This is a genomic window from Pauljensenia sp. UMB10120 (assembly GCF_030212035.1).
Taxonomy (GTDB): domain Bacteria; phylum Actinomycetota; class Actinomycetes; order Actinomycetales; family Actinomycetaceae; genus Pauljensenia; species Pauljensenia radingae_A.
The window spans coordinates 144,792-160,072 of record NZ_JASODH010000002.1 but is presented as its reverse complement, the minus strand read 5'-3'; the positions used below and the strand labels follow the sequence as shown (position 1 = coordinate 160,072).

Annotated in this window: 12 protein-coding genes; 3 read left to right on the top strand and 9 right to left on the bottom strand. The window is 58.7% G+C overall.

Annotation, left to right across the window (positions count from 1 at the left end; translation table 11 throughout):
- Nucleotides 1-2,025 (top strand): AMP-dependent synthetase/ligase, encoded by a 2,025-nt coding sequence (locus QP093_RS02550; protein ID WP_285014487.1) that lies wholly within the window; start codon nt 1-3, stop codon nt 2,023-2,025.
- Between the two features lie 492 nt (nt 2,026-2,517).
- Here QP093_RS02550 and QP093_RS02545 read toward each other — a convergent pair whose 3' ends face one another.
- From QP093_RS02545 to tig, 9 genes are all read right to left on the bottom strand, one after another.
- The gene (locus tag QP093_RS02545) at nt 2,518-4,548 is read right to left on the bottom strand and encodes a TRAP transporter permease (protein ID WP_285014485.1); all 2,031 of its coding nucleotides are present in this window, start codon (nt 4,546-4,548) and stop codon (nt 2,518-2,520) included.
- Nucleotides 4,549-4,552: 4 nt separating this feature from the next.
- Nucleotides 4,553-5,011, bottom strand: coding sequence for a DUF1850 domain-containing protein (locus QP093_RS02540; RefSeq protein ID WP_285014483.1), 459 nt, complete (start codon nt 5,009-5,011; stop codon nt 4,553-4,555).
- Between the two features lie 13 nt (nt 5,012-5,024).
- A complete protein-coding gene (locus tag QP093_RS02535; protein ID WP_285014481.1) occupies nt 5,025-6,026 on the bottom strand; it encodes a TAXI family TRAP transporter solute-binding subunit in 1,002 nt (333 codons plus the stop codon).
- A 289-nt stretch (nt 6,027-6,315) separates the two neighbouring features.
- Nucleotides 6,316-6,726, bottom strand: coding sequence for a PLD nuclease N-terminal domain-containing protein (locus tag QP093_RS02530; protein ID WP_285014480.1), 411 nt, complete (start codon nt 6,724-6,726; stop codon nt 6,316-6,318).
- A gap of 113 nt (nt 6,727-6,839) precedes the next feature.
- Entirely contained in the window at nt 6,840-7,184 is a 345-nt protein-coding gene (locus tag QP093_RS02525) for a chorismate mutase (RefSeq protein ID WP_058236360.1), read from the bottom strand.
- 89 nt (nt 7,185-7,273) lie between these two features.
- Nucleotides 7,274-8,527, bottom strand: a complete 1,254-nt coding sequence (clpX, locus tag QP093_RS02520; protein WP_058236359.1) for an ATP-dependent Clp protease ATP-binding subunit ClpX — start codon at nt 8,525-8,527, stop codon at nt 7,274-7,276.
- 260 nt (nt 8,528-8,787) lie between these two features.
- A complete protein-coding gene (locus QP093_RS02515) occupies nt 8,788-9,435 on the bottom strand; it encodes an ATP-dependent Clp protease proteolytic subunit (RefSeq protein WP_285014478.1) in 648 nt (215 codons plus the stop codon).
- Between the two features lies 1 nt (nt 9,436).
- The gene (locus QP093_RS02510; RefSeq protein WP_285014476.1) at nt 9,437-10,069 is read right to left on the bottom strand and encodes an ATP-dependent Clp protease proteolytic subunit; all 633 of its coding nucleotides are present in this window, start codon (nt 10,067-10,069) and stop codon (nt 9,437-9,439) included.
- A gap of 184 nt (nt 10,070-10,253) precedes the next feature.
- The gene (tig, locus tag QP093_RS02505) at nt 10,254-11,630 is read right to left on the bottom strand and encodes a trigger factor (RefSeq protein ID WP_285014474.1); all 1,377 of its coding nucleotides are present in this window, start codon (nt 11,628-11,630) and stop codon (nt 10,254-10,256) included.
- Nucleotides 11,631-11,817: 187 nt separating this feature from the next.
- Here tig and QP093_RS02500 point away from each other — a divergent pair, with 187 nt between their 5' ends.
- Together QP093_RS02500 and QP093_RS02495 are read left to right on the top strand one after the other, a co-directional pair.
- Nucleotides 11,818-13,218, top strand: coding sequence for an MBL fold metallo-hydrolase RNA specificity domain-containing protein (locus tag QP093_RS02500; protein WP_285014473.1), 1,401 nt, complete (start codon nt 11,818-11,820; stop codon nt 13,216-13,218).
- Between the two features lie 267 nt (nt 13,219-13,485).
- Nucleotides 13,486-15,213, top strand: coding sequence for an SLC13 family permease (locus QP093_RS02495; RefSeq protein ID WP_285014472.1), 1,728 nt, complete (start codon nt 13,486-13,488; stop codon nt 15,211-15,213).
- Nucleotides 15,214-15,281: the final 68 nt, after the last annotated feature.

The window sequence follows — 15,281 nt, the reverse complement described above, 5'->3', positions numbered from 1 at the left end:
ATGGCGCACAGCTCCAGCGAGCCCGATTCGAATGCCGATGAACAGGTAGTCGTCGAGCCGGCAGGACAGGAGTCTCCCTCGTCAATTGGTGTGGAAGAGGCAACGTCTGCTTTCACGTCGTCTCAGCTCCGCCTGCCGTCAGGAGACTCGATTGACGCGGGCGAGAGCGAGGACGAGAGCGAACCTGTCTCAACCGATGCACTCGAGTGGCGGGCGCCTGTCCTGGTCCGGATCGACGAGCACACCACGATTCCCTACCTGCTGCAGCGCAGGGTGCAACGCTCACCGCGCAAGCCGATTATTGAGCGCAAGCTCTCGATGGGGGACACGTGGCGTCCGATGAGTGCCGCGCACTTCTACGAGGATGTGCAGCGCACATCTGCCGGCCTGATTGCAATGGGGCTCGAACTCGGTGATCGGGTCGCCGTCATGTCGCATACGCGCTACGAGTGGACGCTGTTGGATTTTGCCTGCTGGTGTGCAGGACTGGTGCCCGTTCCGATTTACGAGACGTCGTCGATCGAGCAGATCGCCTTTATCCTCAGAGACACGCAGGCGCGCGTGGCGATCACTGAGACCATCACGATGGCGGAACTGGTGCGTGCCGCGGCCAGCTCGCAATCTCAGGATGTCACCGTGCTGTCGCTGGATTCCGAGGCGATCCAAACCATCCAGGATGGTGGCGCTCAGGTTCGGCGCACAGTGCTGACTGGTCGCATGGCGCAGCTCACCACCGATTCGATTGCCACGATCGTGTACACGTCGGGCACGACGGGACGGCCCAAAGGCACGGTGCTCACGCACGGCAACTTCACTGAGCTGGCGGTGAACTCGCACCGTTGGATGCCGGAGATCGCGGCGGGTGACGATTCACGCCTCTTATTGTTCTTGCCGTTGGCACACGTGTTTGCGCGTTTCCTGCAGGTCTTCCAGATTTCAGGTGGAGGTGTGCTGGGGCACAGCCCTGACACGAAGAACCTGCTGCCGGATCTGGCCTCTTTCCGCCCGTCCTACCTGCTGGTTGTGCCGCGAGTGCTGGAGAAGATCTATAACTCGGCGGACGCTCAGGCGGGCTCGGGCCCTCAGCGCAAAGTATTCCGTTGGGCTGCACATGTGGCGGTGGAATACTCGCGCGCGTTGGATACTCCCGAAGGCCCCTCGCGTTCGTTGCGTTCCCAGCGCATGGTGGCTGACAAGCTGGTGTATCAAAAGCTCCTGAAGCTTGTGGGCGGCAATGCCAGCTACATCGTGTCCGGCGGCGCTCCCCTGTCCACTCATCTCGCTCACTTCTATCGCGGTATCGGACTGCCTGTGTTGGAAGGCTACGGCCTGACTGAGACGGTTGGGCCGGTGTCGGTCAATACACCGCGTCTGACCAAGATTGGCACGGTCGGACCGCCGCTTCCGCCGCTGTCGATCAAGATCTCTGATCAGGGAGAAGTCCTCATCAAGGGGTGTTCGGTTTTCCAGGGCTACCACAATATGCCCGACGAGACAGCTCAGGCGTTGACTGAGGACGGTTGGTTCCGCACCGGTGATCTGGGGTCGCTGGATCGTGATGGGTATGTGCGCATCACAGGTCGAGCCAAGGAGCTGATCGTGACGGCAGGCGGCAAGAATGTTTCACCTGCCACGCTGGAAGATCCACTTCGTTCTCATCCGCTGATCAGTCAGGTTGTGGTCGTAGGTGACAAGCGTCCGTTCGTCGCTGCTCTCATCACGTTGGATGAGGAGATGTTGCCGGTGTGGTTGAAGAATCACGGCCTGCCAGCGATGTCCGTTGCTGAAGCCTCGACCAATGTGGAGGTACAGGCGTCGTTGGAGCGAGCAGTTGAACGTGCGAACGCACATGTGTCGCGTGCCGAGTCGATTCGAGCGATCCGCGTGCTGACCTCTGACTTCACGGAAGCTAACGGCATGCTGACGCCCTCGCTCAAGGTCAAGCGTGCGGTTGTGACCAAGCGCTTCGAGGCTGTCATCAACGACATCTACGGCGGACCGCTTGAAGAGGACCAGGATAAGTAGCGTTCGTGTGCTTCTTGCCCGCGCTCTCGTGCAGGGCGCGGGCAAGAAGCCAACCGTTTGCGATGTTCGCGCAGTCGCACGTCAACGGGTCAAGGTCCTAGTCAACCGGTCAAGGTCAACGCACCGCCGCGCGTCAACCCGTCAAGGTAAGAGGGCCGCTCACTTCGCACAGCCGACCGTTGAACATCGACTTTTCCGCACTACATCAACGTTCTCATATCGTGAGATGTTGAATCCTACGCCTCATACCTTGACTGGTTGACGATTCAGCCCTTCAATTACCTTGACCCGTTGATCAGCAGATCATCCCAGCCGCTTTCGGCTGCACGCAGCCGCGGAATATCACGGCCACAGCCAGATCACGATGCTCAGCCGTCCCCAATTCATGCAGCTGATGGGTTGGCCAGCCGCCCCATCACCACAGCACGCCCGATGAGGGGCCGGCCGTCTGCATCATGATCGACTGCCACGGCGCGATCGGCCGAACCGCCGCTAAATGGCTTTGAGTGAGAGGTTATCGTTCTTCTTGGCCTTCATCATCATGAACGCCAGTGCACACGCACCTGCCGCGATGCCGATCAGGTCGGTGATCGGTTCAGGCGACATCATGGATAGGCCTGCGCCCAGGAACACTGCTCTCATGAGCAACGGTACCTTTTCCATAAAGAAGCCTTCGACGGCGATCGCCAGCAGGAGCACGCCTGCAACAGCCGTGGCAGTTACCTTCATACCCTCCAGCCAGTTCACGTCCTGGAGCAACAGAACCGGGTTGAACACAAAGATGAACGGAATGACGTATCCGGCCAGGGCGAGTTTCATCGACTGGAAGCCCGTGCGCATCGGGTCAGCCCCCGACAGGCCGGCAGCGGCGAAGGAAGCCAGGGCGACAGGCGGCGTGATGTTGGCGAACAAGCCGAAGTAGAACACGAACATGTGTGCAACCAGCGGAGGCACGCCCAGCTGACCAAGCGCAGGTGCAGCCATCGTTGCGGTGATGATGTAGGTCGGAATCGACGGCAGGCCCATGCCCAGAATGATCGAGGCCACCATCGTCAGCACCAGTGACAGCAAGATTGATCCTGCGCCGAATGCTACGATTGCATTCGCCAGTTTGACACCGAACCCCGTCATCGTCACAACACCGACGATGATGCCAACGGCCGCGCAGGCCACAGCCACGGAGATTGCTGTTTTGGCACCGTTTGCCAGCGCTTCGATGATGTCTTTGACTGACATGCGCGTAGCCGGGCGAAGCTCTGCGACCACTATGGTCACCAGAATCGTCAGCAGCGCAGAGAACAAGATGGTGCGTCCTGAGAAGAACAGCATGTAGATCAGGAAGAGCAGCGGGATCACCAGGTGACCGCGTTCTTTCATAACGTCTCGCACCAGAGGCAACGAGTCACGAGAAATACCCTTCAGGCCTTCCTTCGTTGCCCTCAAATGTACCTGCGCGATGATGCCCAGGTAGTACAGCAAGGCGGGGATCAACGCGGCAATCGCGATTTCACTGTATGGCATGCCCAAGGTCTCAGCCATGATGAATGCTGCAGCGCCCATAATCGGCGGCAGGATCTGGCCGCCAACAGATGACGAGGCTTCCACCGCGCCCGCAAACGTCGACTTATAGCCCACGCGTTTCATCAGCGGAATCGTGAAAGCACCGGTTGTTACCACGTTCGCCACGGCGGCACCGTTGATCGACCCAAGGAAGCCAGAGGCAATGACCGACACCTTCGCGGGGCCACCACGGGATTGACCGGCAATAGCCAGCGCGATGTCATTGAAGAACTCACCCATGCCTGACTTCTGCAGGACCGCTCCGAACAGGATGAACAGGAAGATGTAGGTGGCGGACACAGAAATTGCCGTGCCGTAGATTCCTTCGGTCGTCAAATACAGGAAGTTGAACGTGTCGGAAGGGTAATACCCGCGGTGACGGAAGATTCCGGGGAACAATCGCCCGTACAGCGCGTATATCACGAACGCGATCGCCAGCAGCGGCATGGCCCAGCCGGTCAGCCGGCGCGCCGCTTCAATGACCAAAACAACCAGAATCGTCGCAAAGACAAGGTCTGCAGTCGAGGGTTCACCGAACCGACGCACAATCCCGTCGTAGTTGGTTATCACGTAAACGGCCGTCGACAGCGCAGCCAGGGCCAGGATGATGTCATAAAACGGGACTCGCGAGCGCACGCCCTTTCGGATCGGCGGATACAGCAGGAATGTCAGGAACAAGATGACGCCGACGTGGATCGATCGGTGGATCAGCACCGGCGGCGCACCGAAGTAGGCGGTCCACATGTGATACAGGGACAGGGCGACTGCGACGGCTGTGATGAGAATGGCCATCGGTTTCCACTCGACCTGGCGAACGCGCGATTCCCGGTCAAATTCTTCAAGCACGTCTTCGGCGTGTACATCAATGTCGTGCGTGTCGACACTGACACGTTCGTCGTCACGTTTCGACCGGGTCGGGTGCGTCTGTGAGGGGTGAGCCTGTGTGGTGTGTGAGTGAGACATGGTTCTACTCCTGAATTCGTAGTCGCACGAGGGCATGATGTGGCAGATCCGTCGGGGCGATGACATGAGTTCCGACGGTGAGCGTGGTGTGAGTATCGTGGCTATGCGCCCACGTCAGCTCCGGAATCGTCCGGTTGATTCCTTCGGTGTGGATGACACCGTCTTTGACGGTGGTCACTCCTCCAGGGTCGGCCGGCACCCCCGCTCCGTATGATTTGATGTCGATGGCGTCAAGCTGCAGGTGGTCGCCGTGGACGGTGTAGTACTCGATCCACGGTTCCTTTTCGATGGAATGGATCCATTTCATCGTGATCGGTTCGTCGTCAGTGGCGGCGAATCGAAAATATTCCTGACCGGTTTCCTGGTCTTCAATGATTATCGAGGGTGCGGCATGGAGCGCGGCTGCATACGCACCGCACATTGCACCCGTTGCGACGAGGGCGATGCCGACGACGGCTGCCACGATCCGCGGGCTCTTATTCAGACTGTGCAGTGTCTTTGGATGCATCTTTGCTTACCACCCCCTGTTCTGTGTAATAGCGCAGCGCTCCAGGGTGGATGGGGACTGCTGCGCCTTCATCGAAGCTGTCCAGCGTGATTCCCGTTGCAGCTTTGTGAGACGCGTGCAGGGTGTCGAGGTTTTCAAACAGGGCTTTCGTCATTTTGTAGACCTGTTCCTCGTCCAGGTCCGGAGAGACGAGCAGCTGGTTCATAATCGACGCGGTGAGGACGTCCTCTGCCTGCGAGTATGTTCCACCTGGGATCGCGCTCTGGTCGAAGAAGGGATACTTCTCCTTGAGCCTGGCGAATCCTTCACCCTCGATGGGGACGATGACGACGTCTTCGGTTGTCGCAAGGTCCATGATTGAGGAGTTTGGCAGGCCGGAGGTGACGAACGCTGCGTCGGTCTGGCCGTTCTTGATCTGGTCGATGGCGCCCGAGTATGACAGGAAGTCTTCCTGGATGTCGTCATAGGTCATGCCGTATGCATCCAGAATCATCTGCGCGTTCAGTTCCACACCGGAGTTCTTGTCTCCCACGCCGACGCGTTTGCCGCGCAGGTCCTCCACCGATCGGATCCCAGTCCTGGCGGTTGTCACGATCTGGACGTAGTTGGGGTACAACGCTGTTAGTGCGGTGAGCTCACTGAGCTGGCGGCGTCCTTCGAATGGGCCGGTTCCCTCGACAGCTTGTCGTGTTGCATCGCCCATGACGAAGGCCAGTTCGGCGCGCCCTGAGGTGATGAGCGAGATGTTTTCCACGGATGCGCCCGTTGCCTGTACGGATGCGTCCGATCCTAGTTCGTTGCGGAAAATCTGAGCCATAGAGGCGCCGATCTGGTAGTACGGTCCAGACGTGCCGCCGGCGGCGATAGTGATGAATTCGACAGATCCGCGTTCGTGCGAAGGACCTGGTGCTATGCAGGCAGTCAGTACCAACGCCGCGGCGGCAATTGTGGCGCCAAATCGTTTTCTCATGACGTCCCCTTCCGGGCTTGCTGATTTGTCCGATGAGGTGGCTGTGTGACGGTTGGATTCGCCTGCGGCATGCTGACATGCTGGCTGGGTGAATCCTCATGTAGCCAGTTACTTCCCTGTCCTCCAGCTCACATATTTCTTTTGGACAATACCCCTGTTATTATCTTCACGTCAAGAGAAATTTTAGAATTTCATCGCCGTATCTCGAATCGCAGAATTCGAAATACGCAAAAATGCGGCAGATATCGCTGAGGATATCTGCCGCCTTGCGCGTTTCTGGTGCCGCGGATTAGGACATGGAGCCGCTCGCTGCTACTATCGCAACAATGATGATCCATATGATCATGAGAACAACGCCCACGATCAGCGATGCTAGGAAGCCGTTACGCGACATGCGCGAATCGTTCGGACGCTGGTCCTTCCAGACTAACCATAAAATCAGACCGACAATCGGGATGAAGAATCCCAGGACCGCCCATCCGATGCTGCCGGTGTCCACAGGATTTGCTCCCTGCTGATACTGGCTTGCCTGCTGGTACTGCCCTGGCTGGCCGTATGGCGATGGCTGTCCAGCCTGGTACTGCTGAGACTGGGATCCGTACGCATTGGAGCCGGACGAATTGTACTGATTCTCCTGCCCATAATTAGGGTTATCCTGCTCATAATTAGGGGGAGTATTGGTGTTTTGGCTCATTGCCATTGCCCTCATATCCTCGAAAGTGTATGACGTGATTACAGTTCTGACGAACTATCTCTATGATACGGTCACTGGCCCCACTTTGTGAACGATGTCATTTACGTGTTACGCCCCGTTCACTCCTCGTTTCCAAAATTGCGCTTGATGTGTTCATGATGTCGGATAACCTCCCGCACCATAAAGGCCAGGAACTTCTCCGCAAAGTCCGGATCCAGCCCGCTTTCTTCCGCCAAACGCCGCAATCGCGCCACTTGCCGCGCCTCACGCGCCCGATCTTCAGGCGGCATATCGTGCTCCGCCTTGATGAACCCTACGCGCTTCGTGCAGCGAAACCGCTCCGCCAGGATGTGGATGAGCGCAGCATCAATATTGTCGATCGTTTCGCGTGCCTGGCTGAGTTCTACAGGAATAGCGGGCTGCGTGCCGGCACTGGCGGCACTCGGGTCAGATGTTTGGTTCATATCAGCACTCCCCTCGTTGTCTTACGTGCTGCGTCGTCTTCGACGCGTGCATGTCTTCCTGCCGGGCATACCCGCTCCGGCAAAGGCGGCTACGCGCTTTGAGTCTTCGCCTCACCAGGGGCATACAGTTCCGCGTCCCCCTCGCCGGTGACGACATCGCGGGTAATGACGACGGTGCCGACATCGTCGCGACTGGGGAGTTCAAACATCAGGTCGGACAGCGTCTTTTCCATAATGGTGGACAGGCCGCGCGCGCCCGTACCTCGCCTGTTGGCTTCAGAGGCGATCTCCATCAGCGCGTCCTCGGTAAATTCCAGCGTCATGTCATCCAGCTCAAACAGGTGCTGGTACTGGGCGACGAGGCATGCCTGCGGCTCGGTGAGGACGCGAACCAGGTCCTGCTCGGTGAGCAGTTTCGTTGAGGTGAGGATCGGGAGCCTGCCGATAAATTCCGGAATCATGCCGAACTTGTGCAGATCTTCGGGCGTGACTGATTCGTAAATGTCACCCATTTCGGAAGAGGATTTCAGTGATGAGGCAAAACCTGTGGAGCGCTGTCCAAGGCGCGCCCGCACGATCTCCTCGATACCGGCAAATGCGCCGGCCGCGATGAACAGAATGCCGGATGTGTCGATTTCGAGGAACTGCTGGTGCGGATGCTTGCGACCGCCTTGAGGCGGGACGGATGCGACGGTCCCTTCAATAATCTTGAGCAGTGCCTGTTGGACACCCTCGCCCGATACGTCTCGCGTGATCGACGCATTTTCGCCCTTGCGGCCAATCTTGTCGATCTCGTCAATGTAGATAATGCCGCGTTCGGCCTTCTTGATGTCGCCGTCGGCTTCCTGGATAAGTTTGAGCAGGATGTTTTCAACGTCCTCGCCAACATACCCTGCCTCCGTCAGCGCAGTGGCATCCACGATCACGAACGGAACGTGCAGCATGCGGGCAAGCGATCGGGCCAGGTGGGTTTTCCCGGTTCCAGTTGGACCCAGCATGAGAATATTGGATTTGGTGCCCTGCATATCCTCATCGTTTCCGGCTTCCCTGGAGCGCACGCGCTTGTAGTGGTTGTAGACTGCTACGGATAGTGCACGCTTGGCGCGGTCCTGACCGATGACCCACGAGTCAAGGAAGTCGAAGATTTCGCGCGGTTTGGGTAGCGGGGTCTGCGTGGGCGCGCTGTCAGTCTGCAGCTCTTCTTCGATGATTTCGTTGCACAGTTCGATGCATTCGTTGCAGATGTACACACCGGAGCCGCCGATCAGCTTGCGCACTTGTTTTTGTGTCTTGCCGCAGAACGAACACTTGAGCAGTTCTGCCCCATCCGTCAACCGTGCCATGACGCGCCTCCCATTCGATCCGCACACCTCCATGCGCGTGTTTCTAGCCTAATGGAGCCATCCGCAGTGGGCGAACCGGCGCGCGTGAGAACGCCCTCGCCAATCATGTGAGGTTTCCCAGTCGGGTGTCACATAATTGACGAGGGCGACTTGTCCACGTACAGCTCGGCGCGCTGGACAAAGTGACTGGCACCACCTGCTGATACATGCGAGCAGCACCGCGCGTATCTGAGCCAGCGATACTACGCGCCGGCGATCAGTTACTGGGCTTTGCGCGGCTCGAGCACCTGGTCGATCAGACCGTACTCGCGGGCCTGCTCAGCAGTGAGGATCTTGTCGCGTTCGATATCGCGGCGTACCTGCTCCGAGCTGACGCCTGAATGCTTCGCCAGGGTGTCTTCGAGCCACTTGCGCATGCGGTCGATCTCGTCGGCCACGATCTCGATGTCCGAGGCCTGACCGTGCATGCCTTCCATCGCAGGCTGGTGAATCAGGATACGAGCGTTCGGCAGTGCGAGTCGGCGTTCAGGCGCGCCCGCGGCCAGCAACACGGCGGCAGCCGAGGCGGCCTGCCCCAGGCACACGGTCTGGATCTGAGGCTTGACGTACTGCATGGTGTCGTAGATGGCGGTCATCGCAGTGAACGAGCCGCCGGGGCTGTTGATGTACATCGTGATCATTGAATCGGGATCCTGAGACTCCAGCACGAGCAGCTGAGCCATCACATCGTCAGCCGACGAATCGTCAACCTGAACTCCGAGGAACACGATGCGGTCCTCGAACAGTTTGGCGTACGGATCCTGGCGCTTGTACCCGTAGGCGGTGCGCTCCTCGAAGGTGGGCAGCACGTAGCGGGCCTGCGGCATCTGACGGGCCATTGCGTCAAAGTAAGGAGCAGTGCTGGACATATCAGTTCTCTCCGTTCTGCGCGTCGTTGGCACGGTGGCCGATCTCCTGCGGTGTGGAGACGATCTTGTCGGCAAATCCGTATTCGATTGCTTCCTGAGCGCTGAACCAGTGGTCGCGGTCGGAATCCGCAAGGATCTGCTCGACGGACTTACCGGTGCGCTCAGCGGTGATTTCCGCCAGTTCGCGCTTCATCTTGAGAATCAGTTCGGCGTTGATGCGAATGTCGGTGGCCGAACCACCGGCCCCGCCTGAGGGCTGGTGCATGAGGACACGCGTGTGCGGGGTGATGAAACGCTTGCCGGGTGCGCCTGCGGTGAGCAGGAACTGCCCCATGGACGCTGCAAGACCCATGGCCACGGTGACAACATCCGGCTTGACGTACTGCATGGTGTCGTAGATTGCCATGCCGCCGGTGACCGAGCCGCCGGGGCTGTTGATGTACAGGTAGATGTCGCGGTCGGGATCTTCAGCAGCCAGAAGCAGCATCTGCGCGCAGATTGCGTTCGCATTTTCGTCTTCCACTGCACTTCCCAGCCAGATAATGCGTTCCTTGAGCAGACGCTGGTAGACAGCATCTCCGAACGAGCCTTGAGGCTGCGCACCGTCGGCGCCTCTCACGCGCTGTTCACTCACTTGACGTCCTTCCATCGGGCATTTTTCATCACTGATGTCCAACCTACCGGTTTCGCACTGTGCCGTCGGCCTGGATTGGCACTTTTCGCTGACGGCGCACGCTCATACATGTTCACCTCATGCAGGCGGGGCAGGAACGCTTCCTGGTTCCTGCCCCGCGTGTCAGTGGTGATCCGCTACTCGATCACTTCTCGTCAGCTTCTGCTGCCTCTGCGTCTTCAGTCTCGGCTGCGTCGTCGGCCTCAGCTGCATCCTCAGCCGCTTCGTCAGCGCCTTCGGCTGCATCATCGTTGCCTTCTTCATCACCAAAGAACTCAGTCAGGTCGATGGCCTGGCCGTTTGTGTCCTTCACGGTGACCAGACGCAGGGCCTCGATGATGGCCTTGGTGCGGGTCAGTCGTGCAACCACGGTCTGGACTTCCTCGGGCGAAGAGATCAGCTGGTTGATGTCGATGCCGTAGGTCTGCGACATCTGCATCAGGTAGTCGATCAGTTCGCGTTGGGAAACCTGGACTTCCAGTTTCTTGGCCAGTTCGTCGGAGAGGATGTCGCGACGGAACTCGAGTTCGAGCTCTTCGCGGGCTTCCTTCTTCTTCTTGGCGGTGGGCTTGTCACCCAGCTGCTGCTTGACAGCCTCGTCGATGACGGATTCAGGCAGGAGGATTTCCACCTTGTCCAGCAGTGCATCGACCAGACGGTCGCGTGCGTCCAGCGCCTGCTGAGAACGCTTGGTCTGCTCAGCCTGCTTCTTCATGTCCTCCATGAGTTCGTCAGCAGTGTCGAATTCGGATGCCATCTGGGCGAATTCGTCATCAACCTTCGGCATTTCGCGCATCTTCACGGAGTGAACGTGCAGGACAACTTCCGCCTCTTCACCGGCATGATCTCCACCCTTGAGCTTGGACGTGAAGGTCACGTCGTCACCCGAGTGCGTGCCGCGCAGAGCCTTGTCCTGGCCATCCAGCATCGTGCCGGAACCGATTTCGTAGGAAACCTCGGACACCGAATCCACCTCTTCACCGTCGACCGTTGCAGTCAGGTCGATGGTGACGAAGTCGCCGGTCTTAGCCTGGCGCTTGACGGACTTCAGCGTGGCGAAACGTGCGCGCAGGCGGTCCAGCTCGGTCTGCACGTCTTCGTCGGTGACATCCGCCGGGTCAACCTCAACGGTCATGTCATCGGTAATTTCGGGCACTTCGAAGGCGGGAACGATGTCGACCTCGCCGGTGAAGACGAGCTTGCCGCTGATCGGGCCGCTGGTCGCCGGAATTTCGGTGACTTCGATGCTGGGTTGAGCTATGGGGCGCAGTTCGTTTTCCACGACCGCCTGCGAGTACAGGCGAGGCAGAACCTCGTTGACTGCCTGCTCGATGATGGCGGCACGACCAAATCGCTGATCGATAATGCGCGGCGGAACGTGTCCCTTACGGAAACCGGGGATATTCGCCTGCTTCGAAATTTCCTTGTATGCCTTGTCCATCTGAGGCTTGATTTCTTCATGGTCGGCCTCAACGGTCAAGCGCACCTTGGTGGGCTCGAGGGTCTCAACAGTGCTCTTCACGTGTGTGCACTCCAACGTCTTGTTTCGATTTCAGCCCGTATTTCGGGCACATGACAACCCCTCGATTCTACGACAAGTCCCAGGCGTTGTCTGCAAGGGATCCGTCATATGTGGGATGAATCTACCGAATGTGCGACACGCACCACTGAACGCCCCATCGCAACGTAATCTGCGTCACAGTAAAGGTATGGCTCCAACGACCTTAACTTTCGTGGGCGCAGCTGGAACCGTGACCGGTTCCAAGCATCTTCTAACCGTTGACTCCCCACGAGGCGAGCGACGGATTCTCATCGATTCAGGCCTGTATCAGGGCGAGAAAAAACTCCGCCGCAAGAACTGGTCTGATTTTCCAGTCCCGGCCGATTCCATTTCGGATATTCTCCTCACTCACGCACATCTGGATCACGTGGGATATTTGCCACGCCTGGTCAAGCAGGGCTTCAGCGGCACCATCTGGGCCACACCGTCCACCATCGACCTGGCACATATCGTTCTGCGAGATTCTGCCTACCTGCAGGAACGCGACGCCGAACATGCACGCACCTACGGGTATTCCAAGCACCGCCGGCCGTTACCGCTGTATACGGTCAACGACGTTGAGGACACGCTGCCACTGATGCGAGCTGTCGATTTCGACGCTGACATTGACGTGGGCGGGCAGGTCAGTGCGCACTGGACGCGCGCCGGCCACATCCTCGGCTCAGCTTCGATCCGCGTCCACACACCTGGAGGTGACGCGCTATTTTCCGGTGACCTGGGCCGGCCCACGCACCCCGTTTTGCGCTCGCGAGAAATTCCCGAGGGCGCCCCGACGGTTCTGCTCGAATCAACATATGGAGATCGTGAACACTTTGAAACTGATCCAGGACACGAAAAGCACGAAGTGTTCCGTGACGCCATCTGCCGAACCATCGATCGCGGCGGCTCCGTTCTGGTTCCAGCGTTCGCCGTCGACCGCACTGAAGTAGTGCTGAAAGTACTATCCGACATGGTCGCTGCCGGCCAGATCCCCTCGGTGCCAATCTACGTGGACTCCCCCATGGCGCTGGCGTCCCTGCGCCTCTACCAGGCTGTCAGTGCGCGCGGCGAACTCAATGATGAAGTGGGAGGCCTGAAGCTGAGCAACCTGAATCTCATTGAGGTGCGAGACCAGGAACAGTCGCAAAAACTCAACGATCCTAAGGAGCCTTCCATCATTGTGTCGGCCTCCGGCATGCTCACCGGCGGCCGCGTCCTGCACCATATCGAGCACATGCTCCCCCAGGCGATTCATACCGTCGTGTTGACCGGCTATCAGGCGGTAGGCACACGTGGGCGCGCGCTCCTGGACGGCGCACGCGAACTGAAAATGCATGGCGCGTGGGTGAGCGTGCAGGCCGAGGTGATTCGCGACGAGGAATTCTCCGTACACGCAGATTGCTCGGAGCTGGTGGACTGGGTACGCGATCTGGTGCCTCAGCCTCGTTCAGTGTGGTGCGTGCATGGCGAAGATAAGGCTGCACAGGCGTTAGTCGAATCGCTCGATCAGGAGCTGGGCGTACGCGCCCGGGTGGCCGTCCCGGAGAAGACCATCGAGTTGAAGAAGTGACATAGCGTCCACTCCCCCTCTTCTCAGTCGGCCAGAACCGACCGGAACAGAACACGCTTTTTCCTACTTTTGTGTCCTTTTCGTAACTTTTCTCGTCGCAATTGACTGACACACGTCATGGCGCGCCATACAATAATGTCTGCGACTAAAGTCCTATATGCGCCACTGTGCATACAGGCGGCGGACCGACGATGGTACGCCGCGTCGCGCATCTGTCCTGGGATTCTCCGTCGAGGCGACGCGTCCTCTGTGTCACGAAAGGTCACCATGAGTATTCCTACCCTTCACACATCGTCATCGCATGCAGCAGCTGATGACTACGTAGCGCCATCACGTACCGTCCACCTTGTGCGCGTGGCGGGCCTGCTGGGAGGTCCACTTCTGGCCGTACTGGTGTACTTCATCATGCCCGACAATGCTGCCGACATCGCAGCACAGGGCCTTTCTGACGAAAAGCTCAGCACCATGAATCTTGACGGCCTGCCCATCGTGGCCGCGGTCGCGATCCTCATGGGCATCTGGTGGATGACCGAAGCCATCCCGCTCGCCGCCACTGCTCTGATTCCAATGGTCGTCTTCCCTGCCCTACAGGTCGATTCTTTTTCCGGAACAGCCGGACCGTACGCCTCGGACACGATCTACCTGTTCATGGGCGGATTCATCCTGGCGCTCGCCATGCAGCGCTGGAACCTGCACCGACGTATCGCGCTGACCGTGGTCAACATGGTCGGGACGAAACCTCGCCAACTGGTCGCAGGATTCATGATCGCGACTGGTTTCCTGTCAATGTGGGTGTCCAACACCGCGACCGCCGTCATGATGCTGCCCATCGGCATGTCGGTGCTGCAGCTCGTCTCCCAGCTCGAAGGTTCCCGCCAGGCAGATTCTGAGGATCTACCCGCCGACGCTGAATCAGTGTCCGGCACAGCTCGCGACGCCACAAAAGGTGGCGTCGTGGCAGCAATCGTTCAAAAAGGCAAAGATGCCTCGGAAACGATCAGTAAGCAGACGCAGCTATATCACTCGAAGTTCGCCATTTCCCTCATGCTCGGCATCGCCTATTCCGCTTCGATCGGCTCACTGGGAACCATCATCGGCACTCCGCCCAACTCGCTCCTGGTGGCATACCTGAAGGAAAACCACGATATTTCGATCGGTTTCGGACAGTGGATGCTGGTAGGTGTCCCACTGGCGGTGACGTTCCTGGCGATCGGATGGTTCCTGCTGACATATGTTCTGTTCCCACCGGAAATCTCGGAAATCCCCGGAGGTAAGAAGCTCATTCGCAGTGAACTGAAGAAGCTCGGCCCGATGGGCAGCGGCGAGTTGCTCGTCGGCATCCTCTTCGTGGCCGCCGCCATCTTGTGGGTGTTCCTACCCTTTTTCCTGAAGTTTTTCGGCATTCAGATCAAGGGGATCGACACCATTATCGGCATGGGGATCTCCTTGCTGCTCTTTATCATTCCGGCAGACCCGAAGCGAGGGGTGCGTTTGATGAACTGGGAGTCAATGAAGGACCTACCCTGGGATATCATCCTGCTGTTCGGTGGCGGTCTGGCTCTGTCTGGCCAGTTCTCTCACACGGGCCTGTCAAACTGGGTAGGCCACTCAGTTGAGCAGTTGCGCACCCTGCCCATCATCGTGATTTTGTTCGCCATCACGGCGCTCGTCCTGGCTCTGACGGAGCTCACCTCCAACACCGCAACTGCTGCCGCGTTCCTGCCGATTATCGGCGGCGTCGCCATCGGCCTTGGGTACGGCGATATGAACATCCTGCTCTTCGTGATCCCGGCTGCGTTGGCTGCCACGTGTGCGTTCATGCTCCCGGTCGCCACGCCTCCAAACGCCATCGCGTACGGGTCGGGTTACGTGCGCATCGTCGACATGATCAAGGCAGGTTTCTGGTTTAACATCGTCGGCATCTTCCTGGTGATGGGCACCGTACTGGCTCTGGCGGTCCCGATCTTTGGTCTAGCTTTAACGCCTTCCGTGTAGCACTCCGGTCGCCCTCGGCAATCACGATGAACGAGGGCGACCGCGGCGCCGTGTCGAAACTCCAGCTT

Coding starts and splice junctions, on each gene's coding strand:
- QP093_RS02500 (WP_285014473.1), top strand. CDS start 11,818: ATGGCTCCAACGACCTTAACTTTCGTGGGCGCAGCTGGAACCGTGACC.
- QP093_RS02545 (WP_285014485.1), bottom strand. CDS start 4,548: ATGTCTCACTCACACACCACACAGGCTCACCCCTCACAGACGCACCCG.
- QP093_RS02525 (WP_058236360.1), bottom strand. CDS start 7,184: ATGAACCAAACATCTGACCCGAGTGCCGCCAGTGCCGGCACGCAGCCC.
- QP093_RS02550 (WP_285014487.1), top strand. CDS start 1: ATGGCGCACAGCTCCAGCGAGCCCGATTCGAATGCCGATGAACAGGTA.
- QP093_RS02515 (WP_285014478.1), bottom strand. CDS start 9,435: ATGTCCAGCACTGCTCCTTACTTTGACGCAATGGCCCGTCAGATGCCG.
- QP093_RS02535 (WP_285014481.1), bottom strand. CDS start 6,026: ATGAGAAAACGATTTGGCGCCACAATTGCCGCCGCGGCGTTGGTACTG.
- QP093_RS02530 (WP_285014480.1), bottom strand. CDS start 6,726: ATGGCAATGAGCCAAAACACCAATACTCCCCCTAATTATGAGCAGGAT.
- clpX (WP_058236359.1), bottom strand. CDS start 8,527: ATGGCACGGTTGACGGATGGGGCAGAACTGCTCAAGTGTTCGTTCTGC.
- QP093_RS02495 (WP_285014472.1), top strand. CDS start 13,486: ATGAGTATTCCTACCCTTCACACATCGTCATCGCATGCAGCAGCTGAT.